The organism is Flagellimonas sp. B-3, assembly GCF_056857835.1.
This window is the reverse complement of record NZ_JBSXNW010000024.1, coordinates 993,880-1,013,796: the sequence shown is the minus strand read 5'-3', so window position 1 is coordinate 1,013,796 and position 19,917 is coordinate 993,880. Positions and strand designations below refer to the sequence as shown.

Genomic DNA, 19,917 nt, shown 5'->3' with positions numbered 1-19,917 from the left:
TTAGTCGAGGTTTAGACATCAAAGTTACAAAAAGTAAAAATGCGGGGCCATTAATGGATATATTTACGGACAAATCGTCATTTTTAAGGATATTTAACAAAAACTTTTTCATGTCCTCTTCTACCCGATTAGACCGAGCCTATAAAAACGCGAAGACCATTTCGTTCGATGAGGGTTCCAAATTCATTTTTTTTAGTGATTGTCATCGCGGGGACAACAGTTTTGCAGACGATTTTGCCAATAACCGGAACATTTACTTCCACGCACTGAACCATTACTACCGTGAGGGCTTTCATTACATTGAACTGGGCGATGGTGACGAACTTTGGGAAAATATAAGCTTTGACTCGATCATTGAAGCGCACAAAAATGTGTACCAACTTTTGCGAAGATTCCATTTGGAGAAACGACTCCACATGCTATGGGGCAACCACGATATGGTGTATCGGGACCCTGATTATGTGGCCAAACATCTTTCGCATTATTTTGAGCCTATTGATGGCTCGGACAAAGAGCTTTTTGAAGACATTACATACCATGAAGCCCTTATTTTAAAGCATTCGGATACCGGTCAAGAGATTTTTTGCGTCCATGGCCACCAAGCAGATTGGTGGAACTATGTGTGCTGGCGTATTGGTCGATTTTTGGTTCGGGTTTTATGGAAGCCGCTCCAAGTTGTGGGCATTGCAGACCCTACCAGCCCTGCCAAAAATTACAAAGAGCTAATCCGTATTGAAAAGCGCATAAAACGATGGATTTTGAAGAAAAACCTGCTCATCACCCTTGCGGGACATACGCATAGGCCACGTTTTCCGGAACCGGGTCAAATTCCCTTTTTTAACGATGGTAGCTGTGTTCACCCGAGGAGCATCACGGGCATAGAGATCGAAAAGGGCAAGATCTCCCTCATTAAATGGCACATTGACACCAAACCCGATGGAACTCTTCAAATTGTACGGGTTTTATTGGAAGGACCGGAAAAACTTCAGGATTACATCATCCCTTGAGCATGGAAAGCCTTGATACCATACTTGACCAAATTCCCATTAGGCACGACCTTGCGTCGCACATTATGCTTTTGGGCATTGTTCAAGGCTTTTTCTTGGCCCTAGTTATTTTTTTGAGGACCAAACGAAAATCGGCCATCAATTTGTTTGGTTGGTCGCTTTTGATACAATGTCTGGTTTTTTTGGATGTCTACCTCTGTTACACCGGTCTCATTAAACATATAATCCACCTGAATGATTCTACCGAATTTTTGGTGCTCCTGATTACTCCGACCCTTTATTTTTTCCTGTATACTTTATTGGAACGAAAGCCCATCACCCTAAAAAAACATTGGCCCCATTTTGTTTTGCCCGTATTGTATGCCGTTTCTCAAACCAACTATTATTTGGGTCCCATTGAGGTAAAGCTCAATGCCTACTTGGGAGCTTACCACCGAGATCTGGGCTTTGTGGACATTCCTGGAAACATGAATTATTCCTACCTCTTCATCAAAGATCAGTTTAGGTGGTTGGTGCTTTTTAGTTTTGCATTTTACATGGTGCTGTCCCTTTTATTGGTGATAAAAACTAGAAAGCGGGGGTGGACGTCGCCCAAAAACATAAAAGTGGACAAGTATATTTTTTCCAGGAATACGGTTGCTTTTTTTATGGTGTTGATGCTGACCCTACTTTTCATTTTTCTAAATTACGAAGACGATGGTGGCGATCATTTTATTGGTATCGTGCAGACGGTCACCATTTTTATCACTTCCTTTTTTATGCTGTCGGAATCCCGCTTTTTTGAAAAATCTTGGATTGCTGACAAATATGAGACCCTCGCCAACAATTCCATCCAATTTGAAACCATTGAAAGTTTTATATCCGAAGCCCATTACTATGCCCATCAAAATATAAGTTTAAAAAAAGTAGCTGAGGAACTGGGCACCAACAGCAATATCGTTTCTAAATTGATCAATTCCGAAACAGGAAGCAACTTCAACGACTACATCAACCAAAAAAGAATTGCATTGGCCCAACAAAGATTATTGGATGATGCATTTAAACACCTCACGGTAGAAGCGGTGGGGCAATCCGTAGGGTTCAAATCCAAATCCGCCTTTTACAATGCTTTTAAAAAGCATGCTGGACAATCGCCTTCCGCATTTATGAAGCAAAAAAGAGGGTAATTTCTCCATAATTGCAATTCTGGACGTTTCCCGAACCAAAAAACTACTTTGTTTTATCGGCACTTTTCATCTTTGGAAAAAATTTTAGGATGAAAACTACCATTAGGCGTTACGATTTGGATTGGTTGCGGGTCATTGTGTTCGGGCTTCTTATTTTTTACCACGTAGGAATGTTTTTTGTACCGTGGGGCTGGCATATAAAAAACAACGAAATATACGATTGGCTTCGCTGGCCCATGTTGTTCTTGAACCAATGGCGCTTGCCCATACTTTTTGTGATATCCGGTATGGGAACCTACTACGCTCTGGGCAAAAGAAACATGGGCAAATTTGTGTGGGAACGTTTTCTCCGTTTGGGAATTCCCTTAGTTGTAGGTATGATTTTGATTGTGCCGCCACAAGTATATTTTGAACGGCTGGTGGAGGGGACGTTTTCAGGCTCTTACTGGGAATATTTTACCACCGTTGCTTTTGATGGCGTCTACCCCGAAGGTAATTTGAGCTGGCACCACCTATGGTTTTTGCCTTACCTCTTGGTCTTTTCGTGGGTTTTGACACCCCTTTTCGTTTATCTAAGAAAACATAAAACCCGTTTTATTGAATGGGTCAAACATTTGATTCAAAAACCATGGGGCATTTATCTATTTGTTATACCACTTTATCTTGTTGAATCCTTGGTGGAACCCTTTTTCCCGATTACTCATGCCCTGGTAGATGATTGGTTCAACTTCATATTTAGTATAATCCTGTTCTTTTATGGCTTTGTTCTAATAGCCACAGGTGATGTTTTTTGGCAAATATTGGCCAAAGTAAAGAAAAAAGCGCTGACTTTGGGGGTAATCGGGTTTTCTAGTCAGGTAATTATCTGGTTGTTTTTTGAAGATGGTTACGTAATCCATTTTACGGAAGCCCTTTTAAAAGTGGTGAATATATGGTCTTGGATACTGGTGCTTTTCGCCTATGCTGCCAAATACCTGAACAAGCCCAGCAAAGGAATCGCCTATGCAAACAGGGCCGTTTATCCCTTCTATATTTTGCACCAGACCATTACTGTTGGCATTGCCTATTATTTGAGGAATTTGGATTGGGGATTGGTACCTAAAACATGTGTATTGGTGGTTGGGACATTTGGCATCAGTTGGCTCATCTACGATCTCGTTATTTTAAGGGTTCCTTTGTTGCATCCGCTATTTGGTTTAAAAGGAAGGAGCAAAAGAAAGCCTGCAGATTAACGATTTAACTTCAATTTATAATGCTGATGGCAAGGTATTTGCTAAATTTATATTTGGATTATTGCCTTTGTTACCATGAAAAAGAGAGTTTTTGTTTTATTGGGAATCATTCTTTTCACCTTGCCCATGTTCGCACAGGGCGACTTGCCCACCACGCGACCATTGAAGATTGGCGACAATAACAAACTAGATGTAAAAGCAAGCAACCAAGGTACTTTACTTCGTATGCCTTCGGTACTGGATGAAAACCTAACCTCCAAAAACGAAAAGCCCGGAGTTAAAATGTTGCCCGATAGGGAACTCCTGCAAGCCGGTCATGATATGGTCATAGACCCCAAAGTGATGGAAAAAAGGGAAAAAGGTGCCAACGAACATTTTGGCGATCAATATTTGGGAGACTTCAAAACCACCGCAAAATTTGTGGGCATCGTTGCCAGGGACCACGAGTACGTGGATGGCGACCGTATCAAAATTTATGTAAACGGAGAAGCGGTAGAATACAATATGCTTTTATCAGGCTCCTACAAAGGCATCAACTTGGATTTAGTGGAAGGATTCAACCGCGTAGAGTTTGAAGCCCTCAACCAAGGTTCTTCAGGTCCAAACACTGCACAAGTAGTGGTGACAGATGATAAAGGCGTGGTTATCCACAACAACCGCTGGAACCTTTCCACAGGCTCAAAGGCCAGCCTAGTTATTGTTAAGGAAGAAGATAGCGACATAGAAAAGAACAACTAAAACTCCCTCAATAGTCCTCGCCAGGTGAATACGCCACTTTCGCACGTTTTAGCACATCCGCTTTGTAATACGCAGCATCTTTAAATTCCATATCGGCGTAGCGTTGTGCCTGATCATTAAAGTGTGGTGATTCAGGGTCTCCGCTTTGTCCACCTGCCAGCATGGTCTTTGCCTTTACTTTATCACCAAATTCCACCGCAGCTACAAAACTGTTGCCACGGGTACCATAAATCTTTTTGGTATTGTTATCGTATCGTGCACCATAAGCCGCGAGTGCGCCCCAGCGCCCACTGGCAAAACCGATTGGAATACTTGGTTTGGCATCATCAAAAGCTTGGCGAATATCCCCATTTAAACGTTGGTAACGGTTTACTTCGCCCCAAGGCATTTTCCATGTTCCGAAATCGGTTTCCAATCTATCCAATGTTTCTTTTAGAAAACTTAATTTTTTCTGATTTTCCCATTCATCACCCCAATATGCCACCCATTGCATGGAATACATACCTTCAGGCCTTTCTGCTTTTGAATAACATAAAGTTCCATAATAGTGCGCCAAGGTCATGGCGATGGATGCTGAAGATGTTATATAATCCCAGTTCCGTAAAACTTCAATGGCTTCTTCTAATTCTGGGGTTGGATTTGCATCATACGCTCTCACCAATCCAGGAAGCAATGCTTCAAAGGCCGGTAAGTAGGGGTCGTGAGCCATTTCAATGAGACCATCCAAGGTATAGCCACTTCGGTCAGTCAATAACTCAATGGCGTGAATGCCCCTAAAGTTTTCTTCATCCCGCGACATATAATTGGGGTAATCCTCCCGCTTGGGGCTAAACTCCAACGCAGAAGTATATGGGGTTGAGTTACAATTTTGAATCCAGCCGTTTTCTGGGTTCAGCACCAAAATATTTTCATCCACCGTGTGCAATCCTTGCCAATCCGTTTTGGGGTTGCTCCCATCCACGGGTTCGGTATAATCAAAAATGGTGTCGCGCTTGGGAACAAAATTGCCGTGGAAATAGGCAATGTTTCCTTCGGCATCGGCATAAACGGTATTGTTGGAGGAGTTGGTCCGGATATCCATCATCTCTCTAAAACCATCATAACCATCCTGCTTGGTTCGGATGTAGGATTGCTCCAATGCCTTTACGGGTTCCCACATCATCGCCGATGCTGTCCATTGGTCATCAACCTGATGCGTAATCGGACCATGATGCGTTCGGTACATGGGGAATGTCTTCTCTTTTAAGCTTTCGCCATCTTTGTACTTCAAGGTTACTTTGCTGGAATCCACGGGGCGTAATTCCTCGCCATATTGATAAAACAGCTTCCCGTCATTTTTTACAATGGTCTCTTTGAACTCGTCCATTACATCGGTATAGGTTGATGTATGCATCCACCCCGTTTTTTCGTTGAAGCCTTGGTACACAAAAAACTGACCCCAAGTGACGGCGCCGTATGCATTCAACCCTTCTTCGCTCACCACATGCACCTCTCCCCTAAAATAAAATGAGGTGTGCGGATTGATCAAAAGCATAGCATTACCTGACTCGGTCAAATCCCCTGAAATGGCAATTCCGTTGGAGCCTTGCGGTTCGGCCATTTCCTCCTCTTTTTTGAGTTGAAGGGCTTCCATTTCGGGCAATTCCATCCCGCTTTCGTAAAAACTTCTGATTTTTCGCGTGGAAATACGCTCAATATCCCCTCCTATGGAACCTTCGCTAAAATACATGGGCATCCAAGGTTCAAAACGGGTCAGCAGTTTGGGTTTAACCTCGGGGTGAGTATGTAGGTAATAATTGATGCCATCCGCAAAGGCATTACAAAGCTCCTTTAACCATTCGGGGCTTTTTTCGTAATTGGCCTTGGCCTCTTCTTCCGTCATAAACAGTTTTGCACGTAAATCACTGTACAAGGCATCTTCTCCTTCAACTTCGGCCAAACGACCTGTGGCCCAAATATAATTTTGCTCAACCCGGTTAAAATCATCTTCACATTGAGCATACAACAATCCAAATACAGCATCGGCATCGGTTTTTCCGTAAATGTGCGGCACACCAAAATCATCTCGGATAATCGTTATGTCTTCAGCTTGTGCTTCCCATTTTTCAACTTCGGATCGAGAGTGTTCGGAACAGGATAAAAACAATAAAAGTATGGCAAGGATCGTAATTCTCATCTCGGGGATTGGTTTAGTTAGTTTTGTGAAAATACGTTAAATCCAAAACAATTACCAACTTCCGCTGGCTCCGCCACCACCAGAACTTCCCCCGCCACCGGAAAAACTGCTGGACGAACTACCTCCGGATCTGGAACCGAAGGAATGGCTCCCGGAGGAGGAAAAGGTCTTGCTCATATAATCTTTATTGGATTTAAAAAATGATAGCTTAAAATCCTCGTTGCCTTTTTTCCTGATTTTTATTATGACCAATATGATGGTTAGACAAACAAAAGCGGCAAAAACAAAGAGCACCCAAGAAAAATCTTTGACCAATCCGCTAAACAAGTCATCGAAACCAAGCAATAGTGCCATAAAAAATAGTGGCATTCCTATAAAAATCAATCCAAAAATTAGGGGAAGCACCATAAAAGCGGCCATTAATATACCTTTAACTACCGCTAACTTTCCTATAAACATACCACGTATGATCTCGATAAGAGTGGAATAGCCCTTATAAAGAACAAATCCTCCCGCTGCAATAAACATCAATAAAAACAAGCCTATTACCACCAACATCCACCATGGCATTTCGTTTTCCTTCTCAATCTCCTTTTTAAACTCTTCCAAGGCTTCTGGATTGTTCAAAAATTCAATGATTTGGTCCGTGGCATTATCCAGTCCGCTGAAGTAATTTTCTTCCTTAAATCTGGGGATCATGGTATTTCGGATAATCCGAGAAGCGACAGCATCTGTTATATAAGGCTCCAGACCGTACCCGACCTCAATGCGGACTTCCCTATCCAATTTTGAGAAAAGAATCAGAATACCATTGTCCTTCCCTTCCTGCCCCAATTTATTTTGGTTGAAGACCTCAAGGGCGTACTGTTCAATGGTTTCGTTACCCAACTCATCTATCGTCAAAACCACCAATTGATTGGTAGTCTCCGATTCAAATTGATAAAGTTTGGTTCTAAGCGCCTCAAGTTGTGGCTGTGTAAATATCCTAGCATTGTCCGTAACAATTTCAGTCAATTCTGGATACTCCTTTTGAGCAAAGCACATGGAGAAAATCAAAAACAAAAGACCGAACAATTTCGCTTTTAGCATAATCCTTTCAAAATTTGAGCATTTAAATATAGCATTTGTAATCTTGCCAAGTACAGAAGCACTTCAATTAGGTGTCCTCTTAAATTGCCGTAACTTGCAACTTCTTTTGAAAAATTGTTATGCCAGAAAAAAAAGTAAGCATCCTCACCGCTTTTAAAACCATTATTTGGCCAAAACGTAAACTCGTTTTTTTGGGTCTATTTCTGATTGCCATTAGTAAAGGCGCCAGTTTTGTTGCACCTATTGCTTCCAAATACCTTATTGATGATGTCATCGTAAACAAAGACCTGGATATGCTCAAATATTTGGTCGCTGGAGTAATGTTGGCCATTCTTGTTCAGGCGGTCACTTCCTTCTTATTGACCAAGATTTTAAGTGTGCAGGCCCAATATTTGATTTCTGAACTTAGGGCACAGGTGCAGAAAAAAGTGCTTGCCCTTCCCGTGCGCTTTTTCGACAATGCCAAGTCGGGAGCTTTGGTATCCCGTATTATGTCCGATGTTGAGGGGGTCCGAAATTTAATCGGCACTGGGCTGGTGCAACTGGTGGGAGGCATTATTACCGCGGTTGTTTCCTTGATTTTGCTTATGGATATCAGCGTTTTTATGACGCTTTTCACCTTTATTCCATTGACCATTTTTGCCATAATTGCCTTAAAGGCATTTAAGATAATTCGGCCCATTTTTAGGAATAGAGGCAAGATAAATGCTGAAGTTAAAGGTAGGCTGACGGAAACCTTGGGAGGCATACGCGTCATCAAGGGGTTTAATGCCGAAAAACAGGAAGAAGAAGTTTTTGAAGTTGGTGTGGAACGCTTATACGAAAACGTAAAAAAGAGCCTCACCACTACCGCTTTTATGACGAGTTCGTCCACCTTTTTGCTAGGGGTAGCGACCACAAGCGTAATGGGTTTTGGCGGATACAAAATTATCCACGATACCCTTACCGTAGGTGAATTTGTGGAGTTTACCGTGTTATTGGGGCTTATGATTGCCCCGATCGTGCAAATGAGCAGTGTTGGGAGTCAATTAACGGAGGCTTTGGCGGGTTTGGACCGCACCGAAGAATTAATGAATTTAAACGAAGAATCGGACGAGGAAAACCGTACCATTTTATTGGACGAAGTAGTTGGAAGTATGTCTTTCTCCAATGTTTCTTTTTCTTATGAGGAAGACAAACAAGTACTGCACAATATTAGTTTTGATGTGGCGCCTGGGCAGGTTATCGCTCTGGTGGGGAGTTCAGGTTCGGGAAAGTCCACCATAGCAGGGTTGGCCGCCAGTTTTTTAAATCCTGATTCTGGAACCATTACCATTGATGGGCACGACCTTTCCAAAGTTAATCTGAACAGTTTTAGACAACATTTGGGCGTGGTGCTGCAAGATGATTTCTTGTTTGAAGGCACTATTCGCGAAAACATACTTTTTCCACGACCTGATGCCAGTGAGGAAAAATTGCTCGAAGCCGTAAAGGCAGCCTACGTAAATGAATTTACCGACCGTTTTGACAAAGGTTTGGATACCTTAATTGGAGAACGTGGCGTTAAACTTTCAGGAGGTCAGCGTCAGCGTATTGCCATTGCAAGAGCTATTTTGGCAAATCCGAAGATTTTGATTTTGGACGAGGCCACCTCAAGTTTGGACACGGAATCCGAGGCGCTTATCCAAAAAAGTTTGGGCGAACTCACAAGGGGCAGGACCACCTTTGTGATCGCGCACCGCTTGAGTACCATTCGCAAGGCGGACCAGATTTTAGTGATTGAAAACGGCCATATTCTGGAACAGGGCACACACGAAAAATTGATTGCTTCCGAAGGAAGGTATTACAACCTGTTTACTTATCAGGCGAGGATTTAACATATTATTACATTGAATAAGTAGTTAATATATCGTATATTGAAATATGAATGCTTGTTATATACTAATCAAGTTGATACATTTGCCGTATGAAAACGACCCAGAATAATATCAAAAAAAAGAGTTCTTCACAGAATAGTTTTTACGACGATTATCTAGAAATCATGAAAACTAACAGTGGTGATTTTATATCAAAAACTGAGTGGCAATCATCAGGAGATCAATTTGAAAAATTGTCAATTTATGATGATTACACTCCGGTAGAAACTTCCAGTAACACTCAAACTAATTAATTATTTTTTAGAATGCCAAATTGGGGAGAAGTATTAAAAGAAATTCAAGAAGTAAGCCAAAAGAACCCCAATTGCAATGCTTTAGATATTGTAAGACGTAAGTATCTACACAAAGTATTTGAAATAACTGGTAGAAATACCATTGCTTATTACTCAGGGTGGTTGCAAAAACCCAAAGCTCCAGACACTGCTGTCAATGATAAAGACAAATCTGGATTTATGCTTGCTATCCATAAAATGGACAAATTAAAAGGATTGGATATCATTATTCATTCTCCAGGAGGAGATATTGCAGCAACTGAATCACTTGTGGATTATTTATATAATATTTTTGATAAAGATATAAGGGTAATTGTACCCCAGCTTTCAATGTCGGCTGGAACAATGATTGCGCTATCATCTAAAGAGATAGTGATGGGGAAACATTCAAATTTAGGCCCCATTGATCCTCAAATTGGAGGTCTTGCCTGCCAAGGGCTAATAGCTGAATTTGAAAAAGCAAAAAGTGACATTCAAAAAAATCCTCACTCTGCAAACCTCTGGCAAGTGATTATAGGCAAATATCACCCTACTCTTTTAGGTTTGTGTGCACAAGCAATCGAATGGTCCGAAAAAATGGTTTCTAAATGGTTACTAGATAATATGTGCAAAGGAGATAAAACAAGAGTTGATAAAATAATGAAAACCTTTGGTGATCATAAAAAACAATTGTCTCATGCCCGCCATATTTCAAAAAAAGAATGTGAAGAGGCTGGACTAAACATTAGAACATTAGAAGACGACAAAGATTTACAAGATGCTGTACTTACAACACATCACGCATTTATGCATGCTTTTGCTCATACAAACTGTGTTAAAATCATTGAAAATCACGACGGAATTGCCTACATAGAAAATTCTGTACCCACACGTCGTGTGCAATAGAGTTTAGTTTTCCTATTATTCCTCAGGTGCCAACTCCACCTCAAGGCCATCCAAATCCTCGGTAATATGGATTTGGCAACCCAAACGGCTGTTGTCCTTTACAAAAAAGGCTTCGGCCAGCATGGCTTCTTCATCATCCGACTTTTCGGGTAGTTGATGATCGGACTGTACATAACATTGGCAAGAAGCGCACATGGCCATACCACCACAAATCCCAATGGTTCCCTCCGGGGCAAGTTCATAGGAACGCACTACCTCCATCAGGTTCATATTCATATCGGTCGGGGCGTCTACCTCGTGTAGTTCGCCATCTCGGTCTATAATCTTTAACTTGATATCACTCATAATCTTTCTAGAGATACTCCCTAAAGTCCTCAAGGGGACATTTTCACTTAATAATTAATCTATTGCCTTAACTACTGCTTTTGGTGCTTCTTTTTTACTTCCGTCAAATCCTGTAACGCCGCCAACGGTGGTATATTTCATTACGTATTTCTTATCTGGATATATCTTTTGATAGGCACTTTGGCACATCAATGTAGCTTCATGGAAACCGCAAAGAATCAATTTTAGTTTACCGGGATACGTATTTACATCGCCAATGGCATAGATTCCAGGAATGTTGGTCTGGTAATCCAAAGAATTATTCACCTTGATGGCATTTTTTTCTATCTCCAATCCCCAGTTGGAAATTGGACCCAACTTTGGAGACAATCCGAACAACGGGATAAAATTGTCAACGACAACATCGGTTTCTTTAGAAGTTGTGGTGTTCTTCACGGTCACTTTCTCCAATTGATCTTCACCTTTTAGGGCCACCACTTCTGCCGGGGTCATCAAATTGATCTTGCCTTCGTTTTTGAGCTGTTGTACCTTCTCAACGGAATCCAAAGCACCTCTAAATTCATTTCTGCGGTGTACCAAGGTTACTTCTTTGGCAACATCCGCCAAAAAGATGGACCAGTCCAAAGCGGAATCGCCTCCACCGGCAATCAACACTTTTTTGCCTCGGTATATTTCGGGCTCTTTGATCATGTAAGCCACTCCATTGTCCTCATATTTCTCCAAGTTTTCCAACAAGGGTTTTCTCGGCTCAAAACTACCAAGTCCGCCAGCTATGGCAACAATTGGTGCATGATGTTTGGTTTCTTTGTTTGTTGTTACTATAAAGGAGCCATCATCCAGTTTTTCAATGGTCTCTGCCCGCTCTCCCAAGGTAAAACCCGGTTGGAACGGTTTTATTTGCTCCATTAGATTATCCACCAAATCACCCGCCAATACTTCGGGGAATCCAGGAATATCGTAAATGGGTTTTTTGGGGTATATTTCTGCACATTGACCACCTGCTTGCGGCAATGCATCTATTAAATGACATTTAAGTTGTAAAAGGCCTGCTTCAAAAACAGCAAAGAGACCCGTAGGTCCCGCTCCAATTATCAGAATATCGGTTTTAATCATAGACTAAGGATTTGGCTTGCAACTTAATGCTTGCCCAAAAAATGATTTATGATTTTAATCAGTTAGGAAATATTGATTACCTCTTCAATTTGTGGCGCATACTTTTTTATGGTCATTTCCACGCCACTCTTTAGTGTCATTTGATTCACGGTGCAACCAATACAGTTGCCTTCCAAACGCACTTTTACGGTGTTGTCTTCAATGGAAATCAAAGTAATATCTCCCCCATCGCTCTGTAAAAACGGGCGTATCTCTTCCAACGCCTTTTCTACATTACTCCTTGTTTCTTCTGATGTCATTGTTGTCATGGTCATTTCTTTTTAACAGCGGAACAACCTGCCATTGTTGTAATTTTTATTGCTTCGGTCGGAGGAAGGTCTGTATTCCTTCTCACCAACTCCTGAACCACATTTTTCGTAAGCTCGTCAAAAGCTTCTTCTGTTGGAGTAGCTGTCTGCAAGGCGGCTGGTCTTCCTACATCGCCTGCCTCCCTGATGCTCTGTACCAATGGAATTTGTCCTAAAAATGGAACCTCAAGGTCTTCCGATAGATTTTTTGCACCGTTCTCACCAAAAATATAATACTTGTTATCGGGTAGCTCCGCAGGTGTAAAATACGCCATATTCTCCACGATTCCCAATACAGGCACATTAATCGCCTCTTGCTGGAACATGGCCACCCCTTTTCTGGCGTCGGCCAAGGCTATCTCTTGTGGCGTACTGACCACTACGGCACCCGTTACGGGCAAGGATTGCATAATGCTTAAATGAATGTCCCCTGTCCCTGGTGGCAGGTCTAACATTAGGAAGTCCAATTCGCCCCAATGCGCATCGAAAATCATTTGATTCAATGCTTTGGCAGCCATAGGTCCCCTCCAAATCACCGCTTGGTTGGGTTGGGTGAAAAATCCGATAGAAAGCAATTTTACGCCGTAGTTTTCCACAGGTTTCATTTTGGTTTTCCCCTCTACTTTGATAGATAATGGTTTTTCTGAAGCCACATCAAACATAATGGGCATGGACGGTCCATAAATATCCGTATCCAACAATCCTACCTTAAAGCCCATTTTTGACAAGGTTACCGCTAGGTTTGCCGTAACGGTAGATTTACCAACGCCGCCTTTTCCAGATGCCACGGCTATAATATTTTGTATTCCCGGAATCGGGTTACCCTTGATTTGGTTGACCTTGGGCTTTGCGGGAGCATCAACCTTTAGGTTGACTTTTATTTTAGCCTTTTCGTATACTTCGCGGTGGATAATTTTTAAAATCTCTACCTCGGTTTTCTTTTTTGCCTGAAGACTAGGATTTTTGATGGTAACATCCACTTCTACCTCATCACCGAATACCTGAACATTGGTCACGGAACCGCTCTCCACTAAATTTTGGCCTTCACCGGGTGCGGATATTTTTTCCAATGCCTTGAGAATATCTGTTTTTTTCAACTTCATGAATCCAATTTTTACAAACCAATTGTTTGAACTGGTTCTAAACTACAAAGATACGGTGTTGGCATTAGATTAAGAAGTTGTACTGCTGAATTTCAAAAAAATCATGTATTGGAATATATGGAGTGGAATAAATGGGTACAAGTGAAACAAAACCGATGGATTATCGTGTTGGTTTTTTTGAAAAACTGTAGTTTAGAAGCTGCTATTTGAAATTATCAACCAACATGCTACCAAAAACCAGAATCCCCCACATTGCTCTATTGCTTATCTCATTGGCTTGGTTTTCTTGTTCCACCAACAAAAACACCTTTACCAAAAGAGATGTAAAGAAGTCGGAAAAATTGATCGGGCTTCATTTTGAAACTAAATATCGTGATACCCTCTACCCTTATTTGAAAAGAAACCGAAGTGGGTTTGATTCGTTAAGAAAATACCCATTGGCCAATGATATTTTTCCTGCTATCCGTTTTGACCCCACCCCTTTTGGTTTTTCCATACCCGAGCAACAAAATGGAACTGAGTGGAACATACCAGATAATGTGGAAATCCCAGAACCTTATGATTTGTTGGCATTTTACACCATTCCGCAATTGGCTTCGTTGATCAAAAATCAAAAAATAACGGCCACAGAGCTGACAAAATTTTTCTTGGATAGATTGAAAAAATATCAACCTGCCCTTCAATGCAGCATTACCATTACGGATAGTTTAGCCTTGGCACAGGCCAAGCGAGCCGACGAGGAAATCAAAAACGGAAAGTATCGTGGTATTTTACATGGAATCCCATACGGCACCAAAGATTTGATGGCGGTCCCCGGATACCCCACCACCTGGGGAGCTGCTCCGTACAAAGACCAAATCATAAATGAAACGGCAACCGTAGTGAAGAAACTGGAGGATGCCGGGGCCATTTTAGTGACTAAACTGGTATCGGGGGCCTTGGCCCGTGGCGATGTTTGGTTCGATGGTAAAACCAAAAATCCCTGGGACACTACCCAAGGTGCCAGTGGTTCTTCGGCTGGATCGGGTTCTGCAACATCGGCAGGCCTAGTTCCTTTTGCTTTGGGGACTGAAACTTTGGGTTCCATTACTTCTCCAAGTACCCGAAACGGAGTTACCGGTCTACGACCAACCTACGGTAGAGTTAGTCGCCACGGAATTATGAGCTTAAGCTGGTCCATGGACAAAGTGGGGCCCTTGGGAAGAAATGCCGAGGATTGCGCCATTGTGTTTGATGCCATTCAAGGGAAAGATAAAAATGATCTGACCACCGTTGACCTTCCTTTTGGGGTTGATTGGAACAAGGATATCAAAAGCTTGAGGGTTGCTTATCTTAAAGAAGACATTGAGAAAGATACCACGGAAACTGGTGAAAATCTTAGAAACGCACTCAAATCACTCAAAGAATTGGGCATAGAACCCACTGCAGTAAAAATGCCAGAAGACGTGCCTTATCGTGGATTTGATATTATTTTAAGAGCCGAAGCGGGTGCTTTTTTTGATGAACTTGTACGTTCGGGGGGCGTTGACGTAATGGTAGAACAAGACCAACGTTCCCGTGCCAATTCCCTTAGACAAAGTAGATTTATTCCCGCCGTGGAATATATTCAAGCGAATCGACAACGACAGGTACTTATCCAAAAAATGCAAGATTTGATAAAAGATTACGATGTGTTGATTTCACCCACATTTGGAAACGATCAACTTTTGGCAACCAATCTTACCGGGCATCCCGTAATTTCGGTTCCAACGGGCCTGGATGACGAGAACCACCCTACGAGCATGACTTTTGTGGGCAATTTGTACGATGAAGCGAGTATTTTATTGCTGGCAAAAGCATTTCAGGATGCCACATCGTTTGACGAATTGCACCCACCGGGATATATTGATTAAAAAAGCTCCAAGGCTGGATCCCAAAAGTATTTTTGAAAGTCTACGATTTGATTTTCCTTTACCGGGATGCCCTCGTTTTCAAGAAGTTGCTGCATAATGTTGCTTCCGTCAAAATGATGTTTGCCCGTTAACACCCCTACGCGATTTACCACGCGATGCGCAGGCACATCTTTTGCCAAAGAATTGTTCATGGCCCAACCGACCATTCGGGCACTTCGAGCTGCTCCTAAATATTTTGCAATGGCTCCGTAAGAGGTTACCCTGCCGTAGGGAATTTGTTTGGCCACTTCATAGACTTTGTCAAAGAAGTTTTTCTCTTCCATATCAGCGGTACATTATACGAATCAAGGTAATCACGAGCAGCAAAAGCATCAAAGCGCTTAAAATGTAATTGGAGTTCTTGGAAAAACGATTGGTCTTGGTCTCCATCTTATCAAAATAAAAGGTGTAGAGGTACAGAACAGAAAAAGTACCAGCTCCTGCGGCGACCACAAAAGTGGTAATGTCCTTGGCTTCAAACTTTATCCAACCCGCTTCGTTCCACATGGCATTTAAACCACTGTAATACGGAATGGTCAACAAATTAAGGGCAGCCAACAAAACTCCCTTGAAAAAACTGTTCTTTTTACTCAGGTTGACCTCTTTAATGGCTTGTGTCTTTGCTCTGTTACGCTTTGCAATCACAAAAAAGTAAACAGCAAAAAAGGCGAATACGGCCACAGCAATCTTGAACAGTACATCTATCACCGCTGGATTACGGTATAAAAATTTAGAGATATACACAGCAATATAAGCCTGCACCATAATGGTACTGGAAACACCCAAACTAAAAATAACACCGTTCAATTTTCCTTTTTCCACACTAACCTTGGCTGCATTCATATTGAGCAACCCCGGCGGCACGGTAGCCATAAAGGCTGCCGAAAATGTGGCGAAAAAGAGAATGAGTACGTGGGTCATTGGTTAGTTGATCCTAAATTGGATGTATGTAATTGGTTTTCCTTTTTCAAGATACTGATTTTCGTAGAAAGTTTGGATTTTGAGTACTTCGGGAGGTGCTCCCTCATTTTTGTACACATCGTGATTGGCATATATAATTTCGTGCCCCAAGCCTTGCAAAAGCCCAAGGGTATACCCGTGCATGTACTCGCTATCGGTCTTTAGATTGATAAGCCCTCCTGGCTTCAGGATTTTTTTGTAACGCTCCAAAAAAACGGGATTCGTCATGCGATGTTTGGTGCGTTTGTACTTGATCTGCGGGTCGGGAAATGTAATCCAGATCTCACTGACCTCCCCTTCGTCAAAAAGATGGTCCACCAATTCAATTTGTGTCCGTAAAAAGGCCACATTGTTCAATTCTTGCTCCAAGGCGGTCTTGGCCCCTCTCCAAAATCGTGCTCCTTTGATATCTATGCCAATATGGTTTCTGTCCGCGTTCATTTGAGCGAGGCCAACGGTATATTCACCCTTGCCGCAGCCCAGTTCCAACACAATGGGATTGTTGTTGCCAAAAAAGGATGCCCAACTGCCCTTGTACTTGAATCCGGCCAAAACTTCCTCCCGCGTGGGCTGTACCACATTGGCAAATGTTTCGTTTTCCTTGAACCTTTTGAGTTTGTTCTTACTTCCCACTTTGGTATTGAATTGAGCAAAAAAATTAATGATTTGGCAAAACTAAGGAAATCTAAAAGCAATTCGCATTTTGTTTTTTTGTTGATATGAATTCTTCCAAACGTATTCTGGTCGCCCCGTTGAATTGGGGACTGGGACATGCCACTAGGTGTATACCCATTATTCGCGAATTATTAGATCATGGTCACCTACCTTACATTGCCTCGGACGGAGTGGCTTTATCCTTGCTAAAAAAGGAGTTTCCAGAATTACCCGCTTTTGAATTACCTTCCTATAAAATTTCTTATGCTGAGAAAGGGAAGAATTTCAAAATTAAAATGATTTGGGATTCCCCCAAAGTGCTCAAAGCCATTGCCATGGAAAAGAAAGCCGTGAAGCGTTTGGTAAAAGAGCATGGCCTGGACGGAATCATTTCCGATAACCGATTAGGAGCTTATTACAAAAAAGTGCCTTGCGTATTCATCACACACCAGCTCAACGTACTTTCGGGCAACACAACTTGGATGAGCTCCAAAGCACATCAAAAAATCATAAAAAAGTTTGATGCCTGCTGGGTTCCAGACGTGAAGGAAAAACCAAATTTAACGGGAAAACTGGGGCATCTGAAAAAATCCAAATTGAACATTGCTTATTTGGGTCCTTTGAGCCGATTTGAGAAAAAGAAACTCTCCATCACGAACGATTTGATGGTTCTACTCTCCGGTCCTGAGCCTCAACGCACTTTGTTGGAAGAAAAACTACTGGTTGAATTACAGGGATTCGAGGGCAACATTCTTTTTGTTAAGGGCAAAATCAAGGATGAACAAGTCCAGGAAGAAATTCGGACGTCAAAAGGGAAAATCCTTCATTACAATTTTATGAAGTCCGATGAACTGGAAAACGCCCTGAATCGAAGTGAAAAAGTGCTATGCAGATCGGGTTACACCACTGTTATGGACCTGGCAAAATTGGAGAAGAAGGCCTTTTTTATTCCAACCCCTGGTCAATACGAACAGGAATATTTGGCCAAACGGATGCAAAAACAAGGTTTGGTTCCCTATAGCACGCAGGAAGATTTCAAACTTGATGATTTATCCAAAATAAAGGATTTTGATGGGCTGGCTCATTTTGACTCCAGCGATGATTTTTCCTCCTTATTTGAAGTTTTCTCCAAAACTGGTGGCGTGGAGGCCTTTTCCAACGTAAAGGAAAACTCGGAACCTACGTCAACTTCGCTTTCCACATAGATTTTTTCGCCGTGGGCCTCCACAATATGTTTTACAATGGAGAGTCCAAGACCTGAACCGCCTTCGTTTCGGCTTCCACTTTGATCCACGCGGTAAAAGCGTTCAAAAAGTCGTGGAATGTGCTGTTTTGGGATTCCACCTCCATTGTCCGTTACTCGAACGATTACCTTGTTTTTAATAAGATTTTCCACACTTACCTCCGTGGTTCCTTTTGGCAGACCGTATTTGATGGAATTGACCAAAAGATTGCTAATTACCTGCTGGATTTTTTCCTTGTCCCCATTCACGTAAATAGGCTCGGTATACTCCATATCAAAAGTGAGGGAGATTTCCTTCTTGGCCGCTTTCATCTCCAGTAGATCAAAGGTGTTTTCAATAAGTTCAATAATATCAAAATCCTCTCGTTCCAATTTTAACTCACCCGCTTCCAGCTTGGTAATCAAATCGAGGTCCTTTACAATATAAATTAAGCGTTCTACACCTTTATTGGCTCGCTGAAGGTACTTTTTTCGAAGTTTCTTATCCTTCATGGCACCGTCCAAAAGCGTTAAAATATAGCCTTGAACGGTAAAAAGCGGTGTTTTTAATTCGTGGGACACGTTGCCCAAAAAATCCTTTCGGTACTCCTCACGAATTTTAAGGGTGTCTATTTCTATTTTCTTTCCTTCGGCGAACCTTTCAATTTCCTGAACCAACGTTCTCATATCCGTGGTTACGGGTTTGGAAGAGAAGGATGAGGATTCCAAAAGGGACACATCATCGTAAATTCTTTTGATACGTCTGTATATAAAACGCTCCACCCGAATCTGGATGATAGCAAAACAAATTGCAAAACAAATTAGTGCAAAAAGAATGGTATGCGGCCAATTCATGTAATCCGCATCCAAATGAAACCCTACGAATACAGCAGTGATCAAAACGGTAATAACCAAAGAAGATCTTAGGGCAAATTTGTATGATTTCTTTAGTTTAATGGCCATTAGAGCACAAACTTATACCCCACGCCCTTAACGGTTTTAAAGTGGTGGTCACCGATTTTTTCGCGCAGTTTTCTAATGTGAACATCGATGGTTCGACCGCCAACAACAACTTCATTGCCCCAAACTTTGTCCAAAATTACTTCGCGTTTAAATACTTTGTTCGGTTTGGATGTCAGCAAAGACAAAAGTTCAAATTCCTTTCTGGGAAGCACCATTTCTTCTCCGTCATTCACAATTTTATATTCTTCCCTGTTGATTATGATGTCACCAACCTTGACAATATCCTCTACTTCTTTTTTATCATCCTTCAACCTTCTCAGCAAGGCTTTAACCTTGCTTACCAAAACCTTTGGTTTTATAGGTTTTGTGATGTAATCGTCCGCTCCAGCATCAAAACCTGCTACTTGGGAGTAATCTTCCCCACGTGCGGTTAAGAAAGTAATGATCGTGTGATCCAGTCCGGGCGTGTTGCGGATAACCTCACATGCTTCAATACCGTCCATTTCTGGCATCATCACATCCATAATAATCAGGTGGGGGCCCTTCTTTTTTGCCTTGGCAACGCCTTCCACTCCATTTTTGGCGGTAAAGACCTCATACCCTTCCGCGGAAAGGTTATAGCTTATAATTTCCAGAATATCAGGTTCATCGTCAACCAGTAGAATCTTAATGTCCTTGTTTTTCATGGGATGGTATTTCTGTGTTAATCGCCCAAATGTAAAGATAATACACTTACGGGATAAACGCTTAACGTTCATTTAATCTAGTAACATTATTGTAACACTAACAACAAAAACA

18 protein-coding genes and 1 pseudogene are annotated in these 19,917 nt (G+C 41.9%); 8 read left to right on the top strand and 11 right to left on the bottom strand.

The features are described 5' to 3' along the window. Positions 1-110: 110 nt before the first annotated feature. The 4 genes from AC13CS_RS17110 (at position 111) to AC13CS_RS17095 (ending at position 4,143) form a co-directional block, all read left to right on the top strand. Entirely contained in the window at positions 111-1,007 is an 897-nt protein-coding gene (locus AC13CS_RS17110) for a metallophosphoesterase (protein WP_293165632.1), read from the top strand. Positions 1,008-1,009: 2 nt separating this feature from the next. After that, on the top strand, positions 1,010-2,173 hold the full coding sequence (locus AC13CS_RS17105) for a helix-turn-helix domain-containing protein (RefSeq protein ID WP_482888974.1): 1,164 nt from the start codon (positions 1,010-1,012) through the stop codon (positions 2,171-2,173). An 89-nt stretch (positions 2,174-2,262) separates the two neighbouring features. After that, positions 2,263-3,405 (top strand): acyltransferase family protein, encoded by a 1,143-nt coding sequence (locus tag AC13CS_RS17100; RefSeq protein ID WP_482888973.1) that lies wholly within the window; start codon positions 2,263-2,265, stop codon positions 3,403-3,405. A 75-nt stretch (positions 3,406-3,480) separates the two neighbouring features. After that, positions 3,481-4,143: a hypothetical protein gene (locus AC13CS_RS17095; RefSeq protein ID WP_482888972.1), complete on the top strand. Its 663-nt coding sequence runs from the start codon at positions 3,481-3,483 to the stop codon at positions 4,141-4,143. Positions 4,144-4,150: 7 nt separating this feature from the next. Here AC13CS_RS17095 and AC13CS_RS17090 read toward each other — a convergent pair whose 3' ends face one another. Together AC13CS_RS17090 and AC13CS_RS17085 are read right to left on the bottom strand one after the other, a co-directional pair. Next, on the bottom strand, positions 4,151-6,319 hold the full coding sequence (locus tag AC13CS_RS17090) for an acylase (protein WP_482888971.1): 2,169 nt from the start codon (positions 6,317-6,319) through the stop codon (positions 4,151-4,153). A gap of 51 nt (positions 6,320-6,370) precedes the next feature. After that, complete coding sequence (locus tag AC13CS_RS17085; RefSeq protein ID WP_293165642.1) at positions 6,371-7,408, bottom strand: TPM domain-containing protein; 1,038 nt, start codon at positions 7,406-7,408, stop codon at positions 6,371-6,373. A 119-nt stretch (positions 7,409-7,527) separates the two neighbouring features. Between AC13CS_RS17085 and AC13CS_RS17080 the strand changes: the two genes are divergently transcribed. Continuing rightward, positions 7,528-9,264, top strand: a complete 1,737-nt coding sequence (locus AC13CS_RS17080) for an ABC transporter ATP-binding protein (RefSeq protein WP_482888970.1) — start codon at positions 7,528-7,530, stop codon at positions 9,262-9,264. Between the two features lie 305 nt (positions 9,265-9,569). Next, entirely contained in the window at positions 9,570-10,481 is a 912-nt protein-coding gene (locus AC13CS_RS17075) for an SDH family Clp fold serine proteinase (RefSeq protein ID WP_482888969.1), read from the top strand. Positions 10,482-10,496: 15 nt separating this feature from the next. Here the strand turns inward: AC13CS_RS17075 and AC13CS_RS17070 are convergent, their stop codons facing one another. The 4 genes from AC13CS_RS17070 to AC13CS_RS17055 form a co-directional block, all read right to left on the bottom strand. Beyond that, positions 10,497-10,826: a 2Fe-2S iron-sulfur cluster-binding family protein gene (locus AC13CS_RS17070; RefSeq protein ID WP_482888968.1), complete on the bottom strand. Its 330-nt coding sequence runs from the start codon at positions 10,824-10,826 to the stop codon at positions 10,497-10,499. Between the two features lie 54 nt (positions 10,827-10,880). Beyond that, the gene (locus AC13CS_RS17065) at positions 10,881-11,939 is read right to left on the bottom strand and encodes an NAD(P)/FAD-dependent oxidoreductase (protein ID WP_482888967.1); all 1,059 of its coding nucleotides are present in this window, start codon (positions 11,937-11,939) and stop codon (positions 10,881-10,883) included. A gap of 62 nt (positions 11,940-12,001) precedes the next feature. After that, positions 12,002-12,238, bottom strand: a complete 237-nt coding sequence (locus AC13CS_RS17060) for a NifU family protein (RefSeq protein WP_041801799.1) — start codon at positions 12,236-12,238, stop codon at positions 12,002-12,004. A gap of 11 nt (positions 12,239-12,249) precedes the next feature. Continuing rightward, positions 12,250-13,389: an Mrp/NBP35 family ATP-binding protein gene (locus AC13CS_RS17055; RefSeq protein ID WP_482888966.1), complete on the bottom strand. Its 1,140-nt coding sequence runs from the start codon at positions 13,387-13,389 to the stop codon at positions 12,250-12,252. A 224-nt stretch (positions 13,390-13,613) separates the two neighbouring features. Between AC13CS_RS17055 and AC13CS_RS17050 the strand changes: the two genes are divergently transcribed. Continuing rightward, positions 13,614-15,281, top strand: a complete 1,668-nt coding sequence (locus AC13CS_RS17050; protein ID WP_482888965.1) for an amidase — start codon at positions 13,614-13,616, stop codon at positions 15,279-15,281. Here AC13CS_RS17050 and AC13CS_RS17045 read toward each other — a convergent pair. The 3 genes from AC13CS_RS17045 to trmB are packed head-to-tail and all read right to left on the bottom strand — an operon-like array spanning position 15,278 to position 16,913. Next, a complete protein-coding gene (locus AC13CS_RS17045) occupies positions 15,278-15,604 on the bottom strand; it encodes an MGMT family protein (protein ID WP_482888964.1) in 327 nt (108 codons plus the stop codon). The two genes, AC13CS_RS17050 and AC13CS_RS17045, sit on opposite strands and share 4 nt — an antisense overlap. 1 nt (position 15,605) lies before the next feature. Continuing rightward, entirely contained in the window at positions 15,606-16,241 is a 636-nt protein-coding gene (locus AC13CS_RS17040) for a LysE family transporter (protein ID WP_293165656.1), read from the bottom strand. Between the two features lie 3 nt (positions 16,242-16,244). Then, on the bottom strand, positions 16,245-16,913 hold the full coding sequence (gene trmB / locus AC13CS_RS17035) for a tRNA (guanosine(46)-N7)-methyltransferase TrmB (protein WP_293165658.1): 669 nt from the start codon (positions 16,911-16,913) through the stop codon (positions 16,245-16,247). 86 nt (positions 16,914-16,999) lie between these two features. Between trmB and AC13CS_RS17030 the strand changes: the two are divergent. Continuing rightward, a pseudogene (locus tag AC13CS_RS17030) lies at positions 17,000-17,977 on the top strand (glycosyltransferase); the annotation flags it as partial. Between the two features lie 38 nt (positions 17,978-18,015). Here AC13CS_RS17030 and AC13CS_RS17025 read toward each other — a convergent pair. Together AC13CS_RS17025 and AC13CS_RS17020 are read right to left on the bottom strand one after the other, a co-directional pair. After that, entirely contained in the window at positions 18,016-19,119 is a 1,104-nt protein-coding gene (locus AC13CS_RS17025) for a sensor histidine kinase (RefSeq protein WP_482888963.1), read from the bottom strand. Next, positions 19,119-19,805: a response regulator transcription factor gene (locus tag AC13CS_RS17020; RefSeq protein ID WP_482888962.1), complete on the bottom strand. Its 687-nt coding sequence runs from the start codon at positions 19,803-19,805 to the stop codon at positions 19,119-19,121. The genes AC13CS_RS17025 and AC13CS_RS17020 overlap by 1 nt, the downstream gene beginning before the upstream one ends. Positions 19,806-19,917 lie beyond the last annotated feature (112 nt).